The 18,460-nt window shown below is 68.2% G+C and carries 16 protein-coding genes, 2 tRNA genes and 1 pseudogene; 6 read left to right on the plus strand and 13 right to left on the minus strand.

Features of this window, described 5'->3' with window-relative positions:
* Positions 1 to 38 precede the first annotated feature (38 nt).
* The 6 genes and pseudogenes from B116_RS0116160 to B116_RS0116180 form a co-directional block, all read right to left on the minus strand.
* Positions 39 to 1,547: an ISL3 family transposase gene (locus B116_RS0116160; protein ID WP_188116025.1), complete on the minus strand. Its 1,509-nt coding sequence runs from the start codon at positions 1,545 to 1,547 to the stop codon at positions 39 to 41.
* A 178-nt stretch (positions 1,548 to 1,725) separates the two neighbouring features.
* A complete protein-coding gene (locus B116_RS27870) occupies positions 1,726 to 1,974 on the minus strand; it encodes a creatininase family protein (RefSeq protein ID WP_263404926.1) in 249 nt (82 codons plus the stop codon).
* 116 nt (positions 1,975 to 2,090) lie between these two features.
* Positions 2,091 to 2,210: pseudogene (locus B116_RS28665) on the minus strand (hypothetical protein); the annotation flags it as partial.
* 318 nt (positions 2,211 to 2,528) lie between these two features.
* Positions 2,529 to 2,601: transfer RNA gene (locus B116_RS0116170), tRNA-Arg, on the minus strand.
* 35 nt (positions 2,602 to 2,636) lie between these two features.
* Positions 2,637 to 2,727 (minus strand) — tRNA-Ser (locus tag B116_RS0116175).
* A gap of 104 nt (positions 2,728 to 2,831) precedes the next feature.
* Complete coding sequence (locus tag B116_RS0116180) at positions 2,832 to 3,602, minus strand: CPBP family intramembrane glutamic endopeptidase (protein ID WP_018720836.1); 771 nt, start codon at positions 3,600 to 3,602, stop codon at positions 2,832 to 2,834.
* A gap of 143 nt (positions 3,603 to 3,745) precedes the next feature.
* Here B116_RS0116180 and B116_RS0116185 point away from each other — a divergent pair, with 143 nt between their 5' ends.
* Positions 3,746 to 4,864, plus strand: a complete 1,119-nt coding sequence (locus B116_RS0116185; RefSeq protein WP_018720835.1) for a globin domain-containing protein — start codon at positions 3,746 to 3,748, stop codon at positions 4,862 to 4,864.
* Between the two features lie 97 nt (positions 4,865 to 4,961).
* Here B116_RS0116185 and B116_RS0116190 read toward each other — a convergent pair whose 3' ends face one another.
* Positions 4,962 to 6,482: a peptide deformylase gene (locus B116_RS0116190; RefSeq protein ID WP_018720834.1), complete on the minus strand. Its 1,521-nt coding sequence runs from the start codon at positions 6,480 to 6,482 to the stop codon at positions 4,962 to 4,964.
* 351 nt (positions 6,483 to 6,833) lie between these two features.
* Here B116_RS0116190 and B116_RS0116195 point away from each other — a divergent pair, with 351 nt between their 5' ends.
* Positions 6,834 to 7,625: a hypothetical protein gene (locus tag B116_RS0116195; RefSeq protein ID WP_027660671.1), complete on the plus strand. Its 792-nt coding sequence runs from the start codon at positions 6,834 to 6,836 to the stop codon at positions 7,623 to 7,625.
* Between the two features lie 81 nt (positions 7,626 to 7,706).
* Here the strand turns inward: B116_RS0116195 and B116_RS0116200 are convergent, their stop codons facing one another.
* Positions 7,707 to 9,518, minus strand: a complete 1,812-nt coding sequence (locus tag B116_RS0116200) for a hypothetical protein (RefSeq protein WP_027660672.1) — start codon at positions 9,516 to 9,518, stop codon at positions 7,707 to 7,709.
* Positions 9,519 to 9,728: 210 nt separating this feature from the next.
* Between B116_RS0116200 and B116_RS0116205 the strand changes: the two genes are divergently transcribed.
* Complete coding sequence (locus B116_RS0116205) at positions 9,729 to 10,442, plus strand: class I SAM-dependent methyltransferase (protein ID WP_018720831.1); 714 nt, start codon at positions 9,729 to 9,731, stop codon at positions 10,440 to 10,442.
* 99 nt (positions 10,443 to 10,541) lie between these two features.
* Here the strand turns inward: B116_RS0116205 and B116_RS0116210 are convergent, their stop codons facing one another.
* Complete coding sequence (locus tag B116_RS0116210) at positions 10,542 to 11,075, minus strand: YbhB/YbcL family Raf kinase inhibitor-like protein (protein ID WP_018720830.1); 534 nt, start codon at positions 11,073 to 11,075, stop codon at positions 10,542 to 10,544.
* A gap of 601 nt (positions 11,076 to 11,676) precedes the next feature.
* On the opposite strand from B116_RS0116210, the gene B116_RS0116215 reads away from it, so the two are divergent.
* Positions 11,677 to 13,155 (plus strand): FAD-binding oxidoreductase, encoded by a 1,479-nt coding sequence (locus B116_RS0116215; protein ID WP_026321451.1) that lies wholly within the window; start codon positions 11,677 to 11,679, stop codon positions 13,153 to 13,155.
* Positions 13,156 to 13,367: 212 nt separating this feature from the next.
* A complete protein-coding gene (locus tag B116_RS0116220; RefSeq protein WP_018720828.1) occupies positions 13,368 to 14,768 on the plus strand; it encodes an MFS transporter in 1,401 nt (466 codons plus the stop codon).
* 59 nt (positions 14,769 to 14,827) lie between these two features.
* On the opposite strand, the gene B116_RS0116225 is transcribed toward B116_RS0116220, so the two are convergent.
* The 4 genes from B116_RS0116225 to B116_RS0116240 all read right to left on the minus strand — a co-directional run bounded on the left by B116_RS0116225 (position 14,828) and on the right by B116_RS0116240 (position 17,022).
* A complete protein-coding gene (locus B116_RS0116225; protein ID WP_018720827.1) occupies positions 14,828 to 15,547 on the minus strand; it encodes a PP2C family protein-serine/threonine phosphatase in 720 nt (239 codons plus the stop codon).
* Between the two features lie 77 nt (positions 15,548 to 15,624).
* Positions 15,625 to 15,981, minus strand: coding sequence for a hypothetical protein (locus B116_RS0116230; protein WP_018720826.1), 357 nt, complete (start codon positions 15,979 to 15,981; stop codon positions 15,625 to 15,627).
* Positions 15,982 to 16,010: 29 nt separating this feature from the next.
* Positions 16,011 to 16,256: a hypothetical protein gene (locus tag B116_RS0116235; RefSeq protein WP_026321449.1), complete on the minus strand. Its 246-nt coding sequence runs from the start codon at positions 16,254 to 16,256 to the stop codon at positions 16,011 to 16,013.
* An 82-nt stretch (positions 16,257 to 16,338) separates the two neighbouring features.
* Entirely contained in the window at positions 16,339 to 17,022 is a 684-nt protein-coding gene (locus tag B116_RS0116240) for a FadR/GntR family transcriptional regulator (protein WP_018720824.1), read from the minus strand.
* A gap of 50 nt (positions 17,023 to 17,072) precedes the next feature.
* Between B116_RS0116240 and B116_RS0116245 the strand changes: the two genes are divergently transcribed.
* Positions 17,073 to 18,446: an MFS transporter gene (locus B116_RS0116245; protein WP_033667669.1), complete on the plus strand. Its 1,374-nt coding sequence runs from the start codon at positions 17,073 to 17,075 to the stop codon at positions 18,444 to 18,446.
* Positions 18,447 to 18,460: the final 14 nt, after the last annotated feature.

The raw sequence follows: 18,460 nt of genomic DNA on the forward strand, positions 1-18,460 counted from the left end.
GGCTCTGTCTCACATTCGGTGGTGATGGAGGGTGCTGGTCAGCCGAGCAGGATTCGATGGCGCAGGAGAGCGAAGCCCGCTCGTCCGTACATTTGTCGTTTGATCAGTTTGGTTTTGGTGTTGACGCCTTCGGTGCCGCCGTTGTTGAAGGGGTGGGTCAGGGCGGCGTTGACGGCGTCGCGGTCCAGGCCGAGGCCGCGGATGAAGGTGTGCAGGTGGGGTAGGTCCGTGGCCTTGACCTCGGCGATCCACGTGTCGAGATGGTCGTCGTTACCGGCTGCGGGTGTGAGGAGCGCGGCGAACGAGCCGATGAAGCCGGCCAGCGCGGTCATCTGCGGGCAGGCGCTGGTGAGGGCGTGGACGAGCGTGCGCTGATGGTCTGTGAGCTTCTCGGGTGGGGTCAGGAAGTAGCGGGTGAGGCGTCGGGGCGACAGGGCTGGGCGGTCGGCTTCGACGCGGCCTTGGGTGATGTAGCGGTAGAGCAGGTTGAGGCTGCCGGTGTAGCCCAGTTCCCTGATCTCGGCGAGAAGTTGCGTAGCGCCGACGGCGGGGTCTTGTTCCCGGCGTCGGCGCAGGTGGTCACGGTAGGGGTCGACGAGGGTGGGCCGGTACTGCGGTGCGCGGACCAGGCGTTCGGGTTCGCTGATTCGGGCATACCGTTTGACCGTGTTCAGGCCGAGGTTGAGTCGGCGGGCGCATTCGAGCAGGCCGACGCCCTTGTCGAGCAGGTCGTGGACCTGCTGCCACCGCTGCCGGGTGGTCACGGCCCGGATGCCTTGCTGTGGCGGTAGGCCGGCGGTGGCCCAGCATGTGCTGTGGGCGGTGACCTCTTTGCGGACGGCCTCGGCGAGGTTGTGCCACAGGTGCCAGCGGTCGGCGACCTGCAACGCCTCGGGTAGGGCGCGGCGGACCGCTTCGGCGTAGGCGCCCGAGGAGTCCCGGCACACCACCTCGACACCGGGATGCTCACGCAGCCATGTCTCTAACGTGTGGGCCTTGCGGTCGGGCAGCACGTCGATGCGTTCACGGGTGACCGCGTCGATCAGGACGGTGGCGTAACGGCGACGGCGGCACAGCGCGAAGTCGTCGACCCCGAGCACGCGGGGAACCCGCCGCTCGGGCAGCGGAACGCGTAGCAGCGCCCGCAGCGCGGTGTGACGGGACATGACGACCATCGCCAGGACCGACAACAGGCGAGCACCGCCCCGGCCAGCCAGATGACGCACCACCGCAGCGACCTGGGCGCTCAGCCGGGACGTGCGACGCTGGTAACGCTCCAGAACACCCGGAAGCTGTTCCCGGAACGTGCGACGACAGCCCTGCGTCGGGCACACCAGACGCCGCACGCGCACCCGCACCACTACCGGCCGGGCATCGACCGGCACATCCGCCAGAGTCCGCTGGTGATACCCATGCACCCGGCCCGTCACCGCCTCACAGCCCGGACAAGCCACCGTTCCTCCAGGAGTCCGAGCCCGCACCAGGATCCGCTCGCCCTCGTCCGTGACCTCATCGATCACCAACGGGGACAGCCCCGAGAACACCATCTTCGTAAGATCATCGATCTTGCACACATGACCTCAACGACATCGACCACCCTCGGTCACCACCGAATGTGAGACAGAGCCGCTAGCGAGACAGCCCCCGCAACGTGCTCATTGATCGGTGGGCCGACATGAGTTCCCCCCCCGCTTCGAAGAAGCGGTTCCATGGAGGCGGGGTGGCTCAGGCTTCGTTGCGTAGCACGGCAAGGCTGGCCGCGAACGAGGTGGTCAGGCTGTCGAGGACGGCTTTCCCTTTGCTGGCTGTGGCGAGGGACGGCTGGCCGATGACGCCGCTGTCTGTGTAGCCGCGCATGCCGAGGACCAGCAGGTCCGGGCGTTCGGTGAGATGGTCGGCGGTCCGATAGCCGACTCGGACGAGTTCGGGGCACAGGTGCAGCAGCAGGGAGGTCTCGATCTCCCCGGCGTGCATGTCGTCATGGGTACTGCTAGCAAGCCCGTCCCCACCAGCTGCCAGGCCAATTCACAGCGATGCCAGAAGATCCGGTCAGGACACTGCCGTCCACTCTCCGTGCCAGCGATCGTGGACCGGGCTACCGGCACCCGACGCGCCAAGGCCAACTGGGTTAGCCCACTCGCGTTGCGCCAGCGGGCAAGCCCCGCACCGAGTGCTCGTTTCGTATCGTCCACCCGCTGCGGATCGATCATGAAGCCAGCCCTTCACAGCCCTCTACGCATCGATGACCGGATTGACGCGAAGCGACGTCACCGTAACCGGCTACCGCCGAAACCGGCCAGCCTTCCGGCGGACTGCCCCGGGCGCGGCGTCCCAGAGTTCGGGAGGGGCGGACAACGACTCGAATCGCTGTCAAACGCACCCGGACTGACCGGGACCCGTCCGGACCCGGCGGGACGGAGGGGATGCGCGTCGCACGAGCACCCACCGAGCACCCAACCGTCCACTAGGGACGACAAAGCGAAGGCGCCTGACCCCTGTTCTTGCAGGTCAAGCGCCTTACGATCTTGCGCGCCCGAAGGGATTCGAACCCCTAACCTTCTGATCCGTAGTCAGATGCTCTATCCGTTGAGCTACGGGCGCTGGTGCTTGGTCAGCCTACACGACCGACTTTCGCGCGGAGACTCCGGGATTCGAACCCGGGAGGGGCTTTAAAACCCCAACCGCATTAGCAGTGCGGCGCCATAGACCAGACTAGGCGAAGTCTCCCTGGCGGCTTCGCAGGCCACCGGGGGTTGAGAATACAGGGCCCTGGCCGCCGGGAGCAAAGCGACTACCCTCGGGCAGGTCGGATGTCCGCATCACCGCGGACCTCAGAGCCAGTCGAACCACTCCTGCGGTAGCGCCGCATAGCCGACAAAGGCCACGATGTCCAGGAGTGTGTGCGCCACCACCAGTGGCATCACTCGCCGGGTTCGGAGGAAGTACAGGCTGAAGATGATGCCCATGACAGCGTTTCCGACGAACGCGCCGAATCCCTGGTAGAGGTGGTAGGAGCCGCGGAGCAGCGCACTGGTGACGATGATCGCACCGAGTCGCCACTGGAGCTGCCGCAGCCGAGTGACGAGGTAGCCGACCACGATCACTTCTTCCAGTACGGCGTTCTTTACGGCCGCGAAGATCAACACCGGTGCTGCCCACCAGATGTCCGGCAGCGCGGCGGGCACCAGCGTCGCATTGAGCCCGAGTTGCGCCGCTGCCCAGAACAGGGCCAGGCCGGGCAGGCCGATCAGCGCGGCCAGGCCGGCGCCGCGCACGAGGTCCTGGCCGGGCCGGCGGGCGTCCAGGCCGAGAGTCCGCGCCGGGTTGCCCGGGTTGCGAGCCAGCAGGTGTACGGCGAGCAGCACCGGCAGCAGGGCGAAGCTGATCCCGAGCAGCTGGTATGTGAGGTCGAGGTAGGGCCGCTCGGACCGGGATGTGTTCAGGGCGGCGGTCTGTGCCGACAGCGGTCCCTCGGCGGTGAGTTTGGCGACGATCGACGTGAGGGCGTAGACGGCCGATTGGCCGAGCGACAAGCCGAGGACCAGCCAGGTTTCGGTGCTCAGCGTCCGGCGAGTCAACGGTCGGTCCAGATCGAGGGTCACCGCACCACTCTGCCTGACCCGACTCCTGATCGTGGCACCGAGGAGACCTCATGAACCGGTCGCACATTCTGTGCGACCACCCGGCACGCTCCGTGGCCATTCTGTAGCTGCCCGATTTCCGTACGGAGAAGGAGCGCGCTCCCGTGGACGATGTCGCGCGGCTACTCAAGGAGAGTTGGACCCTGGTTGAGGAGCACCGGGACCGGCTGAGCGAGCACTTCTACGCCCGGCTGTTCCTGCTCGACCCCGAGCTGCGTTCGCTCTTTCCGGCGCAGATGGTGGGTCAGGGTGATCGGCTGTTGGAGGCGATCATCACCGCCGCCCACACGGTGGACGACCCGGAGAGCTTCGAGGAGTTCCTCCGGTCGCTGGGCCGGGATCACCGCAAATACCACGTTGAGGCAACAAACTACGAGACCATGGGCGTCGCCCTGCTGGACGCCTTGCGCAGCACTGCCGGCGACGGCTGGAATCTGACGTTCGACCAGGCCTGGCGGGACGCGTACGCGGCCATCTCGGGCAAGATGCTCGCGGGGGCGGCGGCAGACGACAACCCACCGTTCTGGCATGCCGAGGTGCTGACTCACGTTCGGTACGGACCGGACATGGCGGTGTTGACGGTCCGTGCCCTGCAACATCCGCTGCGGTGGCAGGCCGGCCAGTACGTCAGCATTGAGGCGCCCCGGTACCACCCGCGGGTGTGGCGGACCTATTCGGTGGCGAACGCGCCGAACGACGACAACGTGCTGGAGTTCCACGTTCGGACGCCACCGGGTGCGGGGTGGTTGTCCGGCGCGCTGGTTCGGCGGGTGAAGCCGGGTGACTTGTTGCGGTTGGCGGCGCCGATGGGGTCGATGACCTTGGACCGGGCATCGGACCGGGACATCCTCTGTGTCGCCGGCGGGGTCGGCTTGGCTCCGGTGAAGGCGTTGGTCGAGGAACTGGCGAGCTACAACCGGACCCGTTGGGTGCATGTCTTCTACGGCGCCCGCACGCATCTTGACCTCTATGGTCTGGCCGGGCTCCAGGAGTTGGTCGCCCGGCATCCGTGGCTGTCGGTGACACCGGCCTGTAGCGCGGACAAGGGCTTCGACGGTGAGCTGGGCGAGATCTCCGAAGTGGTCGGCCGGTACGGCCCGTGGACGGCGCATGACTGCTACGTCTCCGGGTCGGCGCCGATGGTCCGGGCCACGCTGCGGGTTCTCTCCGGCGATGAGGTGCCGCAGGAGCGTACTCGGTACGACACCTTCGGTGAGTTGTAACGGACATTCCCCATCGGGCGGACCGGCACCGCCCACGACGGCCACGTCCGCCCGGCCCTCCTTCCCCCGGGCGGACGTGGCCGTCGCCGATGCTGTCTCAGTAACGCCAGGGCTGTCCGGTGTGCCGGTACTCCTCGACCGGCACCAGGGGTACGCCGGGGGCCATCCGGTCGACGTAGAGGCGCCCCTCGAGGTGGTCGATCTCGTGCGCCACGAGGCGGGCCATGGCGTACTCGTAGGAGGTGATGACCCGACTGCCGTCGAGGTGGGTGTGCTCGACGTCGATCCGCAGCGGGCGGGGCACGAGACCTCGCTGGTCGAAGAAGGAGAGGCACCCTTCGTACTGTTCGTCGGTGTCGGGTGCGGCGTCGACCACCCGCGGGTTGAGCAGGACGACGGGTTCGCCCCCGCGGTCCGGGGGGCGGACGATGAGGGCGGCGCGGCCGATGCCGATTTGGGGAGCGGCGACGCCGACCCCCTTGCTGAATGGATGTAGCTCGTCGAGGCGAAGTAGGGCTGCGGTGAGCCGTTCCACCGCCTCCTGGGCGACCCTTTCTTCACGGGGTAGGTCGAACGGCTGGGCGGGCCGGCGGAGTAGGTCCGCGTCGCGCTGGAGGATGCCGAGGCTCCGCATCCGGTCGCTTGGTCGCAGCCAGCCGGGTTCTGTGGGCTCTCCTTCGGGTCGGGACCGGAATCGCCACTGCATCCGGTAGCGGCCGTTCAGCGGCGGCTCGTCTACCGCCCAGTCGAAGATTGTTCGGTCGCCCTCCTCCCGCCGAGCCACCGGGGTACGCAGCGGGCCTTCCTCCATGGAGAGCGATGTCTGGGCACCCCAGACCTGCGGGTCGAGAGCGGCGGGCAGGTCGAGCCGGACGGCGAGGTGCCGGGTGGGTACCCGGACGGCCCGCTGAAACCAGGGGCCCCATTTGTCCGCCCCGACGTGGTAGGCGTACTCGATGGTGGCGCGGTCGCCCGGGTAGAGCGGGAAGCGCCGGTCGGCGTTCTCGAAGAGCAGCCAGATTTCTTTGAAGGCGTCCCGGTCGTGCTTGGTTCGCCAGTGCATCGCCTCGTGCTCCTGCCCGTCCAGCCGGCACGCGCGAAGCTGTAACTCGGCGAAGGTGAGTGGGTGTGTCCGGTGGTGCCGGTTGGAGCGGCCGGGGTTGCCCGGGTAGCGGTCAACGGCGACGCGGATGAGGTACCGGGTGATCGGCTCGGTCCCGGCGTTGTGCAGATCCCGGCGGACGACGCAGTGGTAGGTCTCGTCTCGGTAGGTGAGGCTGGCGTGTTCCCGTTCGACGATCAGGCCGGTGCCGGGGGGTAGCCATTGCCCGAGGGCGGGTGACTCGCGGTGTGGCGCCCGGTCGCTGCGGGCGTGTCGGAGTTCGTCGTATTCGCAGAAGCGTTGCCAGATCGCCCCGCTGGCCTCCAGTACGGCCTCTGCCCGCCGGGCGAAGTCTTCGGTGGGCCGGTGCCGGCGTCCCTCCACGTGGCTGACGTACGAAGGGTCGAATCCCATCAGCGTCGCCAGCTGTTTTTTGGACAGCCCTCGCTCGGTCCGGTGGTGGGCGAGTTCGACGGCGAAGGTGTCGGCCGCCCGATCGAGCGGTGATGTCGTCATCAGCTTCCTTGTGGCCGGGACTATTAGTTTCACGTTCTGTCACTGATCGGGTATAGAAGTGCCACCTTGTCGACATGAGTCTTGACTCTCCAGCGAGGGGGCTCGATAGTGCGGCGGCCGTTTCCCCGGGCTGGCAGGCGGGTAGTACGCCGAGGCGCGGGATGGGCGGAATCGCCGAGGCGCGGGATGGGCGGAATCGCCGAGGCGCGGGCAAGGCTCGCGCTCGGGGCTCTGGCGGCGCTGATGGGGCGGAGTCGCCGAGGCGCGGGATACACCGGGAGTCGCCGAGCTCCGTGGAAAGTTAGGCTAGCCTTGGCTTATCGTAGGGGCGGGAGATGGGGGAGCGTCAGGGTGACAACAGTAGTCCCCAGCACGGCAGCTACCGCCCCGTTGGCTCCGGTCACCACGGCGCTGCGCCAGCTTTTCGGTACCGACGACGTGCCGGGCCTGGCCCGCGGCCTGTTGGTCGCCGATGAGGGTGGTTGGTCACCCGCCACCGGGTTGGTGGACGGGACGAGGCTGCCCGAGCTCCTGGCCGCGGCCACCGACCAGTGGGGTGGCACCCGGCACGCCAGTGCGGCGCTGGCGTGGAAGTCATACAGCTACTGGGCGGCCCTGCCGGCGGTCCTGGGCTGGGCCTCGGCCCGGCGGGTTCCCCTGCTCGTTCCCGCCGATGTTTTGATTCACTTTGCGGATCCCCGGTCGCTGCTCACTCTGGGCCTGCGCCGGTCGACCGCGGTGGCGGTCCTGCCCGGTGATCCGCTGGCGCTGGCTGGCCGACCTGAGGTGCAGGTGGTGGCCGGCGAAGCGGAGCTGCTCGCGGTTCTCCGGGCGACGCTGCTCGACGCTCACCTCGCCCCGGTGATCGCGGCGATCCAGGCGGAAGTGCGGATCGGCACCCGAACGTTGTTGGGCTCGGTGGCCGCTGGGATCGCCAACGCCATTCTGTGCGCCGCCGATGGCCTGCCGGGCTCCTCCGTCGCCACGATCGATACGTTGCTCACGGCGCTCGGCCTGCGGGACCTGGTCGATTTGGTGCCGGGTCCGGCCGGCGAGCCGACGGTGCAGCGGTACACCTGCTGCCTCGCGTTCACCCTTCCTCGCCCGAAGACGTGCGCGGGCTGTTGCCTCCGCCGGTCTTGACCGGAGTCGGCGCGGTCATTCCGCTCCGTCGGTCTTGGTCGGGACCGGCGTCGGTCAGCGCCAACGATCCTGGTCGGTCGGTCAGGCAGTGAGGTTTCGTACGTCCCAGAGCCAGACGCCTTCGGTGTAGGTCGGCTCGATCCCGATCAGTTCGGTCATGCCCTGGCGTAGCGCGTCGGCGTGCTCGTGCGGACCGAGGATGACTGCGCCGGCCCGCCAGTACCGCAGGTCCTCCTCGGCGGCGGTCCGCTCCTGCTGACTAATCGGTGGCACCGTTCCAGTGCGCCGGATCTCGCCGAAGAATGTGTTGGTCGGGCGGGCCGGCGCGGTGAACAGGGCGACTCGGTGCCGACCGGGACGGGTGTCCGGGCCGAGGAAGTACCCGCGGGCGATCGGCATGTCCAGGCCCGTCTCGGCGGACCACCGCAGCGGGTCGGCGTAGTGGGTGTCCGGTAGCGGCAGAGTGACGATGCTGCGTCCATCGGTCACGTATGGCCGCCATGCGCCGGAGGTGACGAAGGCGGGGGTTGGCTCCAGCCGGACCGCCGGCAGCGGGGTCGGCAGGAGCGGCAGGAGCGCCATCGCCAGTACGGTGACGGTGGCGAAGCGGATCTGCGGCCGGGCGGCGGGATTCCGGTTGGCGAGGGTCTGGGCGCGCTGCGCCCCGTAGGCGAGCAGGAGCCCGAACAGCGGGGTGATGGCCAGCGCCCATCGGGTGGGCACCACCGAGTGCAGGATGGGCAGGTTCTCCAGTGCGGCCCAGGGAGCCGGGATGCCGGTGAGTTCGCCGTTGAACAGGACTTCGCGGCCGAGCGAGAGCACCGCGAAGATCACCGCGAGCAGGGCCAGAGCCCGGACGACGACATTGTGGCGCAGCCACCAGACGAGCGCGGCGATGAGCACCAACAGGGGCCAGCCGAAGAAGGCGTTCTCCTCGGTGGGGTTCTGTGCCAGCCCGCGCGCGCCGGGTTCGTCGCCGGCCAGCGACTCCCGGGAGTACGCCACGTACGAGGCGAGATCGGTGGAGTAGCCGCGGATCAGGGGGGAGAGCCCTCGGTAGGCGCCGGGGCCAAAGAACTGCACGTAGAGCGGGTACGCCAGCAGGAGGAGCGCGACCGCGGCGGCGACACCCAACCCGGCGAGGAATGGACGTGCCCGCTGGCGCAGGTCGGGCCGGTGGAGGGCGAGGGCGCCTATGACCACGCCCAGGCCGATCGCGGTCATCAGCAGGATTTCCAGGTTGAGGAAGGCCTGCCAGACGATAACCAGGGCGAGCAGGGTCCCGTTGCGTAGCCAGCGGCCGGGCTCGCCGAGGCGCAGGGTGCGCCAGATGATCAGGGGTACGACGAACTGGGAGACGATGTTGGGGTGGGCGTTGGCATGCGAGATCATCGCGGGCGCGAACCCGCAGAACGTGGCGCCGAGCCAGGCCGGGCCGGGGGAGCGGACCACCACCCGGGAGAGCAGGAAATACCACGAGGTCGCGGTAGCTGCCATACCCAGGGTTAGGAAGAGCAGGAAGGACATCCGGGGTCCGGCCAGAAGGGTGACTGGCGTCATTGGTATAGATACGGAGAGTACAGACGTATTGGCCATCAAATTGACGGCCTCCGGCACATTCATTCGATCCGAGGTGAACGGGTAGGCGAAATCGGTCACTACTCGTGAACCGTGCGCCATCATCCACTCGAACTGGGACTGATCGGTGCGGTTGTCCCGGAGTCCGTCGCGTGGATCCAGCCAGAGTCGGATGGTCACCCAGAGCGCGAGCAGGACGAAGCTCAGTACTGCCAACAGGTCGGCCCGCCGCCGCGTGCTGGGCTGGTCAGGCCGGGGGACCGGCGCTCCCTCCTCGGAGGCGTCGGCTGCGCTACTCGAATCGGCGGTAGTCATACCAATTCAGAGCGTAGTCAGGCGATGGCCGTACCGTGCCAGGTTTTGGGTGATTGGTAGCATGTGGCGGCTCCTGGCCGCCGATCATGTGCCTACTCCGATCGTATTTCGGTCATCCCGATGCCCCGATTTGTTCCACCTTCTAGGTGGATGGTTCACTCTGTCGGTCCAGGTGGGGTCAAGCCAAGTCACGCCGTGAGGAATCGATGTATGGCAGAAATAACCGGTAATCAGCGTGTCCAGTCCGAGGTGCTGGAAGGCCTCGCGACCGCCGTGAACCACCGCCGTTGGTTCGTTGAGCTGGCCCTGCCGTACCTCGGTGAGAACCCGATCGAGGTCGGCAGTGGCCTCGGCGACTATGCGCTGGAGTGGGCTGAGCGAGTACCCCGTTTCACCGCCACGGAGGCCGACCCGGAGCGACTGGTCGCCCTGAAGGAACGGCTCGCCGCCGAGCAGCCCGGCATCGAGGTGCGTGAGATGCTGCTGCCGCACACCGACGGCGGCGACTACAGTGCCGTCGTCTCGTACAACGTCCTGGAGCACATCGAGGACCACGTTGGGGCCCTGCGCGGCATGCGCGACCTGGTCCGGCCGGGCAGCCCGGTGATCATCATCGTGCCGGCGTTCGAGTTCGCGATGGGCCCCGCCGACATCGCTACCGGCCACGTCCGGCGGTACACGACGAAGACTCTGGCCGCCGCGATGACCGAAGCCGGGCTGACCGTGGAAAAGATCCACTACGCGAACGCGCTCGGGTTGATCGGCTACTTCATGGCGACCAAGGTCTTCCGGCTGATGCCGAAGGAGGGCCCGATGGTTAAGGTGTACGACACCCTGGTGCTCCCGTTGACCAAGGCCGCCGAGCAGCTGGCCCGCCCCCCGTTCGGCCAGTCCGTCTTCGCGGTGGCCCGTACGCCCTCCTGACGCCGACGGTCACCCACCTCCCCGCGATCCGGCGCTGGTCGCCCCGCCGTGCCCCGGGCGTCACCAGGCCGGACGCGGATCGTGGACGTGCGGGTACGGCTACTGCGTGACCTGATATGTCGGCCGGATCACCGCACGGGCCAGGGTGTGGAAGGCGAGGTTGAAGCCCACGTACGCCGGGGAGGCGTCCGGGGTGACGTCGAGGCGCTCCATACCCAGTGCGTGCACCGCGAAGAGGTACCGGTGCGGGCGATCACCGCGCGGCGGGGCGGCGCCCCCGTAGCCCTGCTGACTGTAGTCATTGCGGACCGTGAAACCGCCGCTCAGGCCGTCGCTGCTCGCGCCTCGCGGCAGCTCCGTCACGCTCGTCGGTAGGTTGACCAGCACCCAGTGCCAGAAGCCACTGCCGGTCGGCGCGTCCGGATCGAAGCAGGTCACCACGAAACCCTTGGTCTCGGCGGGGAAGCCCGACCAGGCCAGGTGCGGGGAGAGGTCGTCGCCGCCGACGCTCGGGTGGGCGTGCGTCGCGTCCATCGGCTCGCCGTTGCGTACGTCGTCACTGGTGAGCGTGAACGATGGCACCGTCGGCAGCAGTTCGTACGGGTCCGGGGCGATCGGTCGTTCCAGGGTCATCGAGCCAGGTCCTTCCGGTGTGCGGATTGTCGCCTGTGCACCTTCATACCTCGTCGAGCCGTGGCGGCGAACCGGAAGCGCCCCGCGGGGCAGCGGGACTTGCCCACTCTGGGTAGCCTGCCGTGCTATGGGCGCGATTAGGCCGTGGCACATCACCCTTCTGCTGTGTCTCGTGACGTCGCTGGCGCTGGTCGTCGGCGTCACGTGGGCTGTGGTGCGCAGGAGGAAGCGTCGCTGACGCGGATGCGTCGGTGCTTCTCTCGAGCCCCTATGTTGACCTGCGGTTTCTCATTAGTTGACTGAATTCTCAGCAGCCTCGGGCGTATCACGCAGCGGCTATTAGCGATCCCGCCAAGCGCCTTCGGGTAGCAGACCGGACTGATACGGTCAAAACAGACGAGCCGGTGTTGCAGTACTGAAACGCACCTCGAGTGACGTGGGGTGTGTTTGCTGGCATCGTGCTGCCCAAATCGACTGGTGGCGTGCGTAGTGCGTCCGGTGGTGCCAGGTCGGCCACGGCGGGCCGGAATTGTTGCCACGAATAGTCGTATTCGAGGGCTGGGTGATACCAGATCATTGTTCCGGTGCTGAAGGAGAAGAAATGGAAGCCACTCGACGAAATGTCCTACGTGTTCTGGCGGTAGGTGCGGGCGTCGCCGGCGCTGCCGCCATCTCGCCCTCCGCTCTGGCCACCTATGGCGAAAGGGCTGTCCTAAGTGAGCCGACGGCGGGCCGAAGTCCGTACCCGGATCCGGGAAAACTGACCGGGCGATTGGTGTTCCCCGATGACACCGACTACGACGCCGCGCGACTCGGGTGGAACCGGCAGTTCAATCCGTACCCGCTCGTCATCGTCTTCTGTCAGGACGCCCAAGACGTGATCAACGCGATCACCTGGTGTCGTCGACACGATGTGGCTTTCCGCGCCCGAGGCGGTCGGCACGCCCTGGAGGGGTGGTCGGCGGTGGACGGCGGCGTCATTATCGACGTCAGCGACATGCAGGAGATCGAGCTGGACACGCACGCACGCCAGGCGACAGTGCAGACCGGAGCAACCCAGGACCAGGTCGTCGAGGCGTTGGGGGAGCGGGGTTTCGCCATTCCCACCGGAGCGGAAGTCGGCGTCGGCGTGGCCGGGGTCACGTTGGGTGGCGGGATCGGCCAGCTCAGTCGGAGTCTTGGGGTGACCAGTGACAGCCTGACGTGTCTCGATATTGTCATTCCCGATGGGGAGCGGGGCGCCCGGCTCGTCCACGCGGACGAGACGCAGTACGCCGATCTGCTATGGGCCTCGCGCGGGGGCGGCGGCGGCAACTTTGGCATCGCGACCAAATACACGTACCGGATCCATCCGGTGTCGGATGTCGTGGTGTACCAGATTACCTGGGATGACTGGCGATACGTCGGGGAGTTGTTCCGGACCTGGCAGGAGATCGCACCCTTCGCGGATGACGGGCTCGGATCAGTTTTCAATGCGAAGACCCGAGCGGACGGCCATATCTTCAGCAACGGTATCTACCGTGGTTCGGAGCGCCAGTTGCGAAAGATACTTCGGCCGCTGCTCGAGATCGGTGACCCGCAGGTCACCATGGAGACCACGTCTTACCTGGACGCCTGGAACCAGCTCGCGGGGACCACGGACCCGCCGCGGAAGACGCACATCCCCTCGTCCTGGGTGTATGACCTGCTCCCGAAGCGGGGGATCGACACGGTCATGCGGTTTCTGGCCGAACTTCCCGGCCTCGGCGGCGAGATCTGGTGTTTGAACTGGGGTGGTGCGATGAAGCGGATTCCGACCGACGCTACCGCGTTCTTCCACCGCGGCCCGAAGTACTACATGGAGTGGAGCGGGAACTGGGAGAACGACGAGGAGCAGAAGACGGTCCTGGCGTGGACGGAGCAGTTCCGCCAGGCGCTGCTGCCCTATGTCAATGGCTCCTATGTCAACGTCCCGGACAGCAGCATCGGCGACTGGGCCACCGCGTACTACGGCGACAACTACGCCCGGCTGCGGGAGATCAAGACCAAGTACGACCCGCATGAGTTCTTCCAGTACGAGCAGAGCATCCGGCCACATTGACGAGGTGGAGCCGCGCTCCCGGGAGTTGATCCGGCTATCGCCGGACTAACTCCCGGGAGTCTCCGGATGGGCGGAGAACGCCGTACGGGTGGGCAAGGGGGTCGCGTGACCAGTCGCGAGCGTGCCGGGAGGTCGCGTTGACGGCCCGCGAGCCTCGTTCCGGGCCGACGTCGGCGGACGCGAGGTCGCCCGGACGAGCCCGGCGGTGGCTGGTGGCCGCGGTCTGTCAGGTGGTCGTATTCCTCGCGACGGCCACCACCGCGATGTTGGCCATCGCGGTACCGCAGATCACCTCGACGATCGGCCTCGGCGAGGACGGCCAGCAGTGGATGGTTGCCGGCTACGCGCTGGCGTACGCCCTGATGTTGGTGCCCGGCGGTCGGCTCGGTGACGTGTGGCGACGGCGGGCCGTCTTCGTGTCCACCCTGGTGCTCGGTGGGGTGGCGGCCACCTCCGCCGCCCTCGCCCAGACGCCGGTCTGGCTGGTGCTCTCCGTGCTGGTGCTGGGCGGTGCGTTCGGGGTGGCCAGCCCTCAGATCCTTGGGCTCTTCCAGCAGTTGTTCAGCAAGGAGGAGCGGGGCCGTCCGTACGGTCTACTCGGGGTGGCGTTCGCCGTCGCCCTCGGGTCCGGACCGGTCCTGGGCGGGCTGCTGGTGGATATGAACCCGGAGAACGGCTGGCGGTTGGCTTTCGCCGCGAGCGCCTTGATCGCCTTCCTGGCAGCTGCCCTGGGGCTTCTCCTGATACCCGCGTCGAGGACACCCCCGGAGCGCTTCTGGTGGCGACGGACGGACCCGGTGGGCATCGTCTTGTTCGTCGTCGGGATGGTGGCGCTCTGGATTCCGATGGTGGAGGGGGAGGTGGCATGGATCCCGGGGCTGTGGGTGCTGGCGCCGGTCGGCGTGGTCGTTCTCGCCGGCTTCGTGCTCTGGGAGCAGCGGCAGGCGAAACAGGGGTCACCCCTGGTTGATCTGAGCCTGCTGCGGGTCCGGTCGTACGGCCTGGGCGCGATCATCGCGGTGTTGTTCGGCGCCTATGACGCGCTGTACTACGTATTCGCGCTGTATCTGCAGGACGGGGTGGGTCACAGCCCGCTCACCACCGGTCTCGTGATGGTGCCGATCGCCGGGGGCACGGCGGCGGGGGCGGTTGTCGGGGGCCGGCTGGCCTGGCGAGCGGGTCGCCGAATAGTAGCCGTCGGACTGCTGACGTCCCTGGTCGGACTAGCGGCAGTCATGGTCGGTGACCTCCTCCTGCCGACCTTCGACAGCCCGCACTCGGCGGCCCTGCCGTTGCTGCTCGCCGGCCTCGGCGCGGGCTTCGTCCTCAGCGGCTTGGGGAGCGGACTGACCAACATTCCGAACCAGGCCGTGACCATGTCACAGGTATCCAACACGCGGGCCGGCAGCGCTGCCGGGATGTTGCAGACCGGGCACCGGCTGGGAATCTCGGCCGGAACGGTCGGTGTCAGCACCGCGCTGTTCGCAACGTTGGACCGTACCGGCGATAACTGGTTGGCGGCTTTCCGGGTCACATTGTTGATCATCTCGGCGTTCATCTTCGTCGCCCTCCTGATCGCCCTGATGGACGTCTTCACCAGGAGGAAGGGGTAGCTCGGTGCACAGGGGTCACCCGGTGTCCCGCCGGGTGACCTGTGCCGTGGCTTGACCGCTCAGGCTGTGGTCACGTCGGAAACCACGACGGTGACGTTGTCCGGCGCACCGGCCTGGTGGGCGAGCTTGACCAGATGCTCCCCGCAGAGCTGCCGGTCGCCGTACTGGGTCAAAGTGGCGGCGATCGCCTCGTGCTCGACGTAGTCGGAGAGCCCGTCGCTGCAGAGCAGCAGCCGGTCGCCGGAGGTCACGGTCAGGGTCCCGATCGCGGGTGGGGCGCCGGCCCCCTGCACCGCTCGGGTCACCAGCGATCGCTGGGGGTGGTGCCGGGCCTGTTCGGGGGTGATCGCCCCTTGGTCCACCAGCGCCTGTACGAACGTGTCGTCCCGGGTGATCAGGGTCAGCTCCCCATCGCGCAACAGGTAGCAGCGGGAGTCGCCGACCTGGGCCAGCACCAGCGTGTCGTCGGCGAGCAGGGTGGCGGTCAACGTCGTCCCCATGCCTTCCCGGGCGGGATCCGCGGTGATCGCGGCGTGGATGCGCTGGTTGGCGGCGCTGACCACGGCGCGGAGCGCGTCGGCGGCCGCGGCGGGGGTGGTTGGCGGGGTCAGTTCGTCCAGGATTCGGATGACGATCTCGCTCGCCACCTCCCCGGCGGGCAGGCCGCCCATGCCGTCCGCGACCGCGAGGAGGCGCTCACCGGCCAGGGCGGAGTCCTCGTTGTTATTCCGGACAAGGCCGATGTCGTTGCGGATGGCCGAACGGAGGATCAACGTCATGGGACAAGCTTGCCAAGAACACCCTCCGTTCGTCTCTACACAGATGTGCGGGATTGGGAAAGTCTTGGTCGGATGGGTCACTCCTCGGCGGGCAGCTCCGCCAGGGGGACCTCCAGGCGGACCGCGTCGGTGACGGCTGCGATCTGGTCGGCGGGCACGTATACCGCCCCGGTGCGGACCCGGTCGGTGGAGACCTTCAGATAGCCCGAGTGGCGTAACCGCGCCGCCAGGTCGGCCGGGACGTCCGGCTCCTCCACCGCGGTGGCCTCGATCAGCTCGTTCAGGCTGCTGCCCGGGTCGGTGGCCGGTGCCTGCACGGTCACCGCGTTCGGGTCGTCTCGCTGGACCAGGTCCACGGTGCCGATCTCACTACCGGCGACGTCAACTACCCGCATCCCGGTGGTGACCCGAGAGAGGACACGTTGCTCGTTCATGCTGGCGCCGTTCCCGGTCGTTCTGTGCGCTAAACACCATCCCAGCCGCCCAGCGGGCGGGGGGAAAGCTCACGCCACGTGTCAGTGCCGTGGAGCAGCGCCCGGACCGTCTCCTCGGCCTCCTCGACGCTGCTGTACTCGTAGAACTGGGAGACCCCCTCCGCGCCGCCGGCGCGCTGTTCGACGTGCCACCGGTCGGCGTTGACGCGGAGGAAGACGTCGCGTCGGGCCAGGCGCCCCCATTTCCCGTTCCACCAGTGCTTTCGCTGTTCCATGTCAAGGATTTTATCGAACAGGTGTACGAACAATGTCGGTGCCCGTGGGATTTCCATGGGCGCCGGTGTGCTTCGGGGTGACCTAGGTCGGTGGCGGTGGTGTCAGGTAGGCGCCTGCTTCGATCGCCGCCCATTCCGGATCCCCGGCCTGGATGGCGTCGATCAGCCGGGAGTGGTCGACGTAGTGCTCCGATGTCAGGGTCTCGCCCAACGTCGCGGCGACCGTGCTGCGCATCGCGGTGCCGATGGAGGCGTGCAGCTCGGCGAGGATGCCGTTGTGTGCCGCCGCGACCACGACGGTGTGCAGCACGGCGTCGGCCGCCACGAACTCGTCGACCCGGCCGCTGTGCCACGCGGTCTCCCGGGCGGCGAGCGCGTCGGCGAGTGCCGCCAGGTCCTCGGTGGTACGCCGCAGCGCGGCGAGTCGGGCGGCCTCCACCTCAAGGGCACGCCGAACCTCGACCACCTCGGCTATCCGGTCGTCGGTGAGACGGCGGGCCACCACTGGGGCCAGCTCATCAACCGACACCACGTACGTGCCGGAGCCCTGTCGGATCTCCAGCACTCCCGCGTGCGCCAGGGCACGGACCGCCTCGCGAACGGTGTTGCGCCCCACACCGAGGGCCGCGACGAGTTGCGGCTCGGTCGGAATTCGGCTGCCCACCGACCACTCGCCACCGAGGATCCGGTCGCGGAGCTGGGCAATCGTCTCCTGGACCCGTTGCCCCCGTGGTGGGACGGCGGTGGTTTCGGCCTCGGGTGGCACTGGTTACATCTCCTGCCGAAAATTCATCCCATGATTGTAGGTTCAGGGGCATGACCCCGCCACCGTCCGCAACGTCCACCAGGATGGGGCCGCGCCCGCCCCGAGAGAGCAACTATCCGGAGGTGGCCGGCCGCCCTCGCCCGCAGGGCGCAGCCACAGCAGAGGTGGGCGCCCCGGACGGCGTGGCTACGAAGAGCGCCCCGGACGGCGCGGCCACGGCTTTGGTCGCAGAGCGTCAGGTAGCGCGCCAAGCAGCGTTCGTACTGGTTGGGATAATTCTGGTCGGTGCGAACCTGCGGGTCGCGGTGACCAGCCTCGGCGCGCTGCTGGTCGAGATCCGGACCGGGCTCGGACTCTCCGGAACCATGGCCGGCGTGGTAACGACGCTGCCGACGATCGCGTTCGCCGGGCTCGGGGCGATCACCCCGTGGCTGGTCCGTCGGGTCGCACCGGCTCGGGTGCTGGTGGTGGCGATGGCGGTGCTCGCCGCCGGCCAGGTGCTCCGGGTGGCCACCGACTCCGCGCTGGTCTTCGTCCTCACCAGCGCGCTGGCGCTGGCCGGGATCGCGGCGGCGAACATTCTCCTACCCCTGCTGGTCAAGCAGTACTTCCCGCACCGCACCGGACTGGCCACCGGGGCGTACACGATGGCCATGACCGCGGGCGTTACGGTGGCCGCCGCCACGGCGGTGCCGATCGCGCAGGCCTTCGGCTCCTGGCGGACCGGGCTCGGGGTCTGGGCCGGGCTGGCCGCGGTGGCCGTGCTCCCATGGGTGCCGTTGGCCCGCCGGGCCCGCTCCGTTGCGCGACGATCGAGCCCGACCGAGACCGCCACCAGCGTTCGGGTACGCCCGGCGCGTACCCGGCTCGGCTGGGCCATGGCCGTGTACTTCGGCACCCAGTCCCTCAGCGGGTACGCGATCATGGGCTGGCTGGTGCAGCTGTACCGGGACGCCGGGTTCCGCCCGGCGACGGCGGGCCTACTGCTCGCCGGGGTCACCGCGCTGGGCGTGCCGGTCGCACTCCTGATGCCGACGCTGGCCGGTCGGCTGCGGACGCTGCGACCGTTGGTACTGTCGTTGGCCGCTGCGTCAACGCTGGCCTACCTGGGGCTGGCCCTGGCGCCGTACGACGGCGCACTGCTCTGGACGGCCCTGCTGGCCGTCGGGCACGGTGCCTTCCCGTTGGTCCTCACGGCCATCGGGCTGCGGGCACGTACGGCGGAGGGAACGGTGGCGCTGTCGGCGTTCGCGCAGAGCACCGGTTACCTCATCGCGGCGCTGGGACCGCTACTCGTCGGCATCCTCTACGGGGCCACCGGCGGGTGGACCGTGCCGGTCGGCTTCCTGATCTTGGCGCTTGCGGTGCAGACCGCCGCGGGTCTGGTCATCGCCCGTCCGCGTTACATCGAGGACGAGGGGTAGCTGCGAGGCGGCCA

This window comes from Salinispora fenicalii (assembly GCF_000514815.1).
Lineage (GTDB): Bacteria > Actinomycetota > Actinomycetes > Mycobacteriales > Micromonosporaceae > Micromonospora > Micromonospora fenicalii.

What these genes read in the sequence shown, in the direction of transcription:
- B116_RS0116235 (WP_026321449.1), bottom strand. Translation starts at nt 16,256, where the DNA reads ATGGAACAGCGAAAGCACTGGTGGAACGGGAAATGGGGGCGCCTGGCC.
- B116_RS0116205 (WP_018720831.1), top strand. Translation starts at nt 9,729, where the DNA reads ATGGCAGAAATAACCGGTAATCAGCGTGTCCAGTCCGAGGTGCTGGAA.
- B116_RS27870 (WP_263404926.1), bottom strand. Translation starts at nt 1,974, where the DNA reads ATGCACGCCGGGGAGATCGAGACCTCCCTGCTGCTGCACCTGTGCCCC.
- B116_RS0116200 (WP_027660672.1), bottom strand. Translation starts at nt 9,518, where the DNA reads ATGACTACCGCCGATTCGAGTAGCGCAGCCGACGCCTCCGAGGAGGGA.
- B116_RS0116215 (WP_026321451.1), top strand. Translation starts at nt 11,677, where the DNA reads ATGGAAGCCACTCGACGAAATGTCCTACGTGTTCTGGCGGTAGGTGCG.
- B116_RS0116190 (WP_018720834.1), bottom strand. Translation starts at nt 6,482, where the DNA reads ATGACGACATCACCGCTCGATCGGGCGGCCGACACCTTCGCCGTCGAA.
- B116_RS0116210 (WP_018720830.1), bottom strand. Translation starts at nt 11,075, where the DNA reads ATGACCCTGGAACGACCGATCGCCCCGGACCCGTACGAACTGCTGCCG.
- B116_RS0116225 (WP_018720827.1), bottom strand. Translation starts at nt 15,547, where the DNA reads ATGACGTTGATCCTCCGTTCGGCCATCCGCAACGACATCGGCCTTGTC.
- B116_RS0116230 (WP_018720826.1), bottom strand. Translation starts at nt 15,981, where the DNA reads ATGAACGAGCAACGTGTCCTCTCTCGGGTCACCACCGGGATGCGGGTA.
- B116_RS0116160 (WP_188116025.1), bottom strand. Translation starts at nt 1,547, where the DNA reads ATGGTGTTCTCGGGGCTGTCCCCGTTGGTGATCGATGAGGTCACGGAC.
- B116_RS0116245 (WP_033667669.1), top strand. Translation starts at nt 17,073, where the DNA reads ATGACCCCGCCACCGTCCGCAACGTCCACCAGGATGGGGCCGCGCCCG.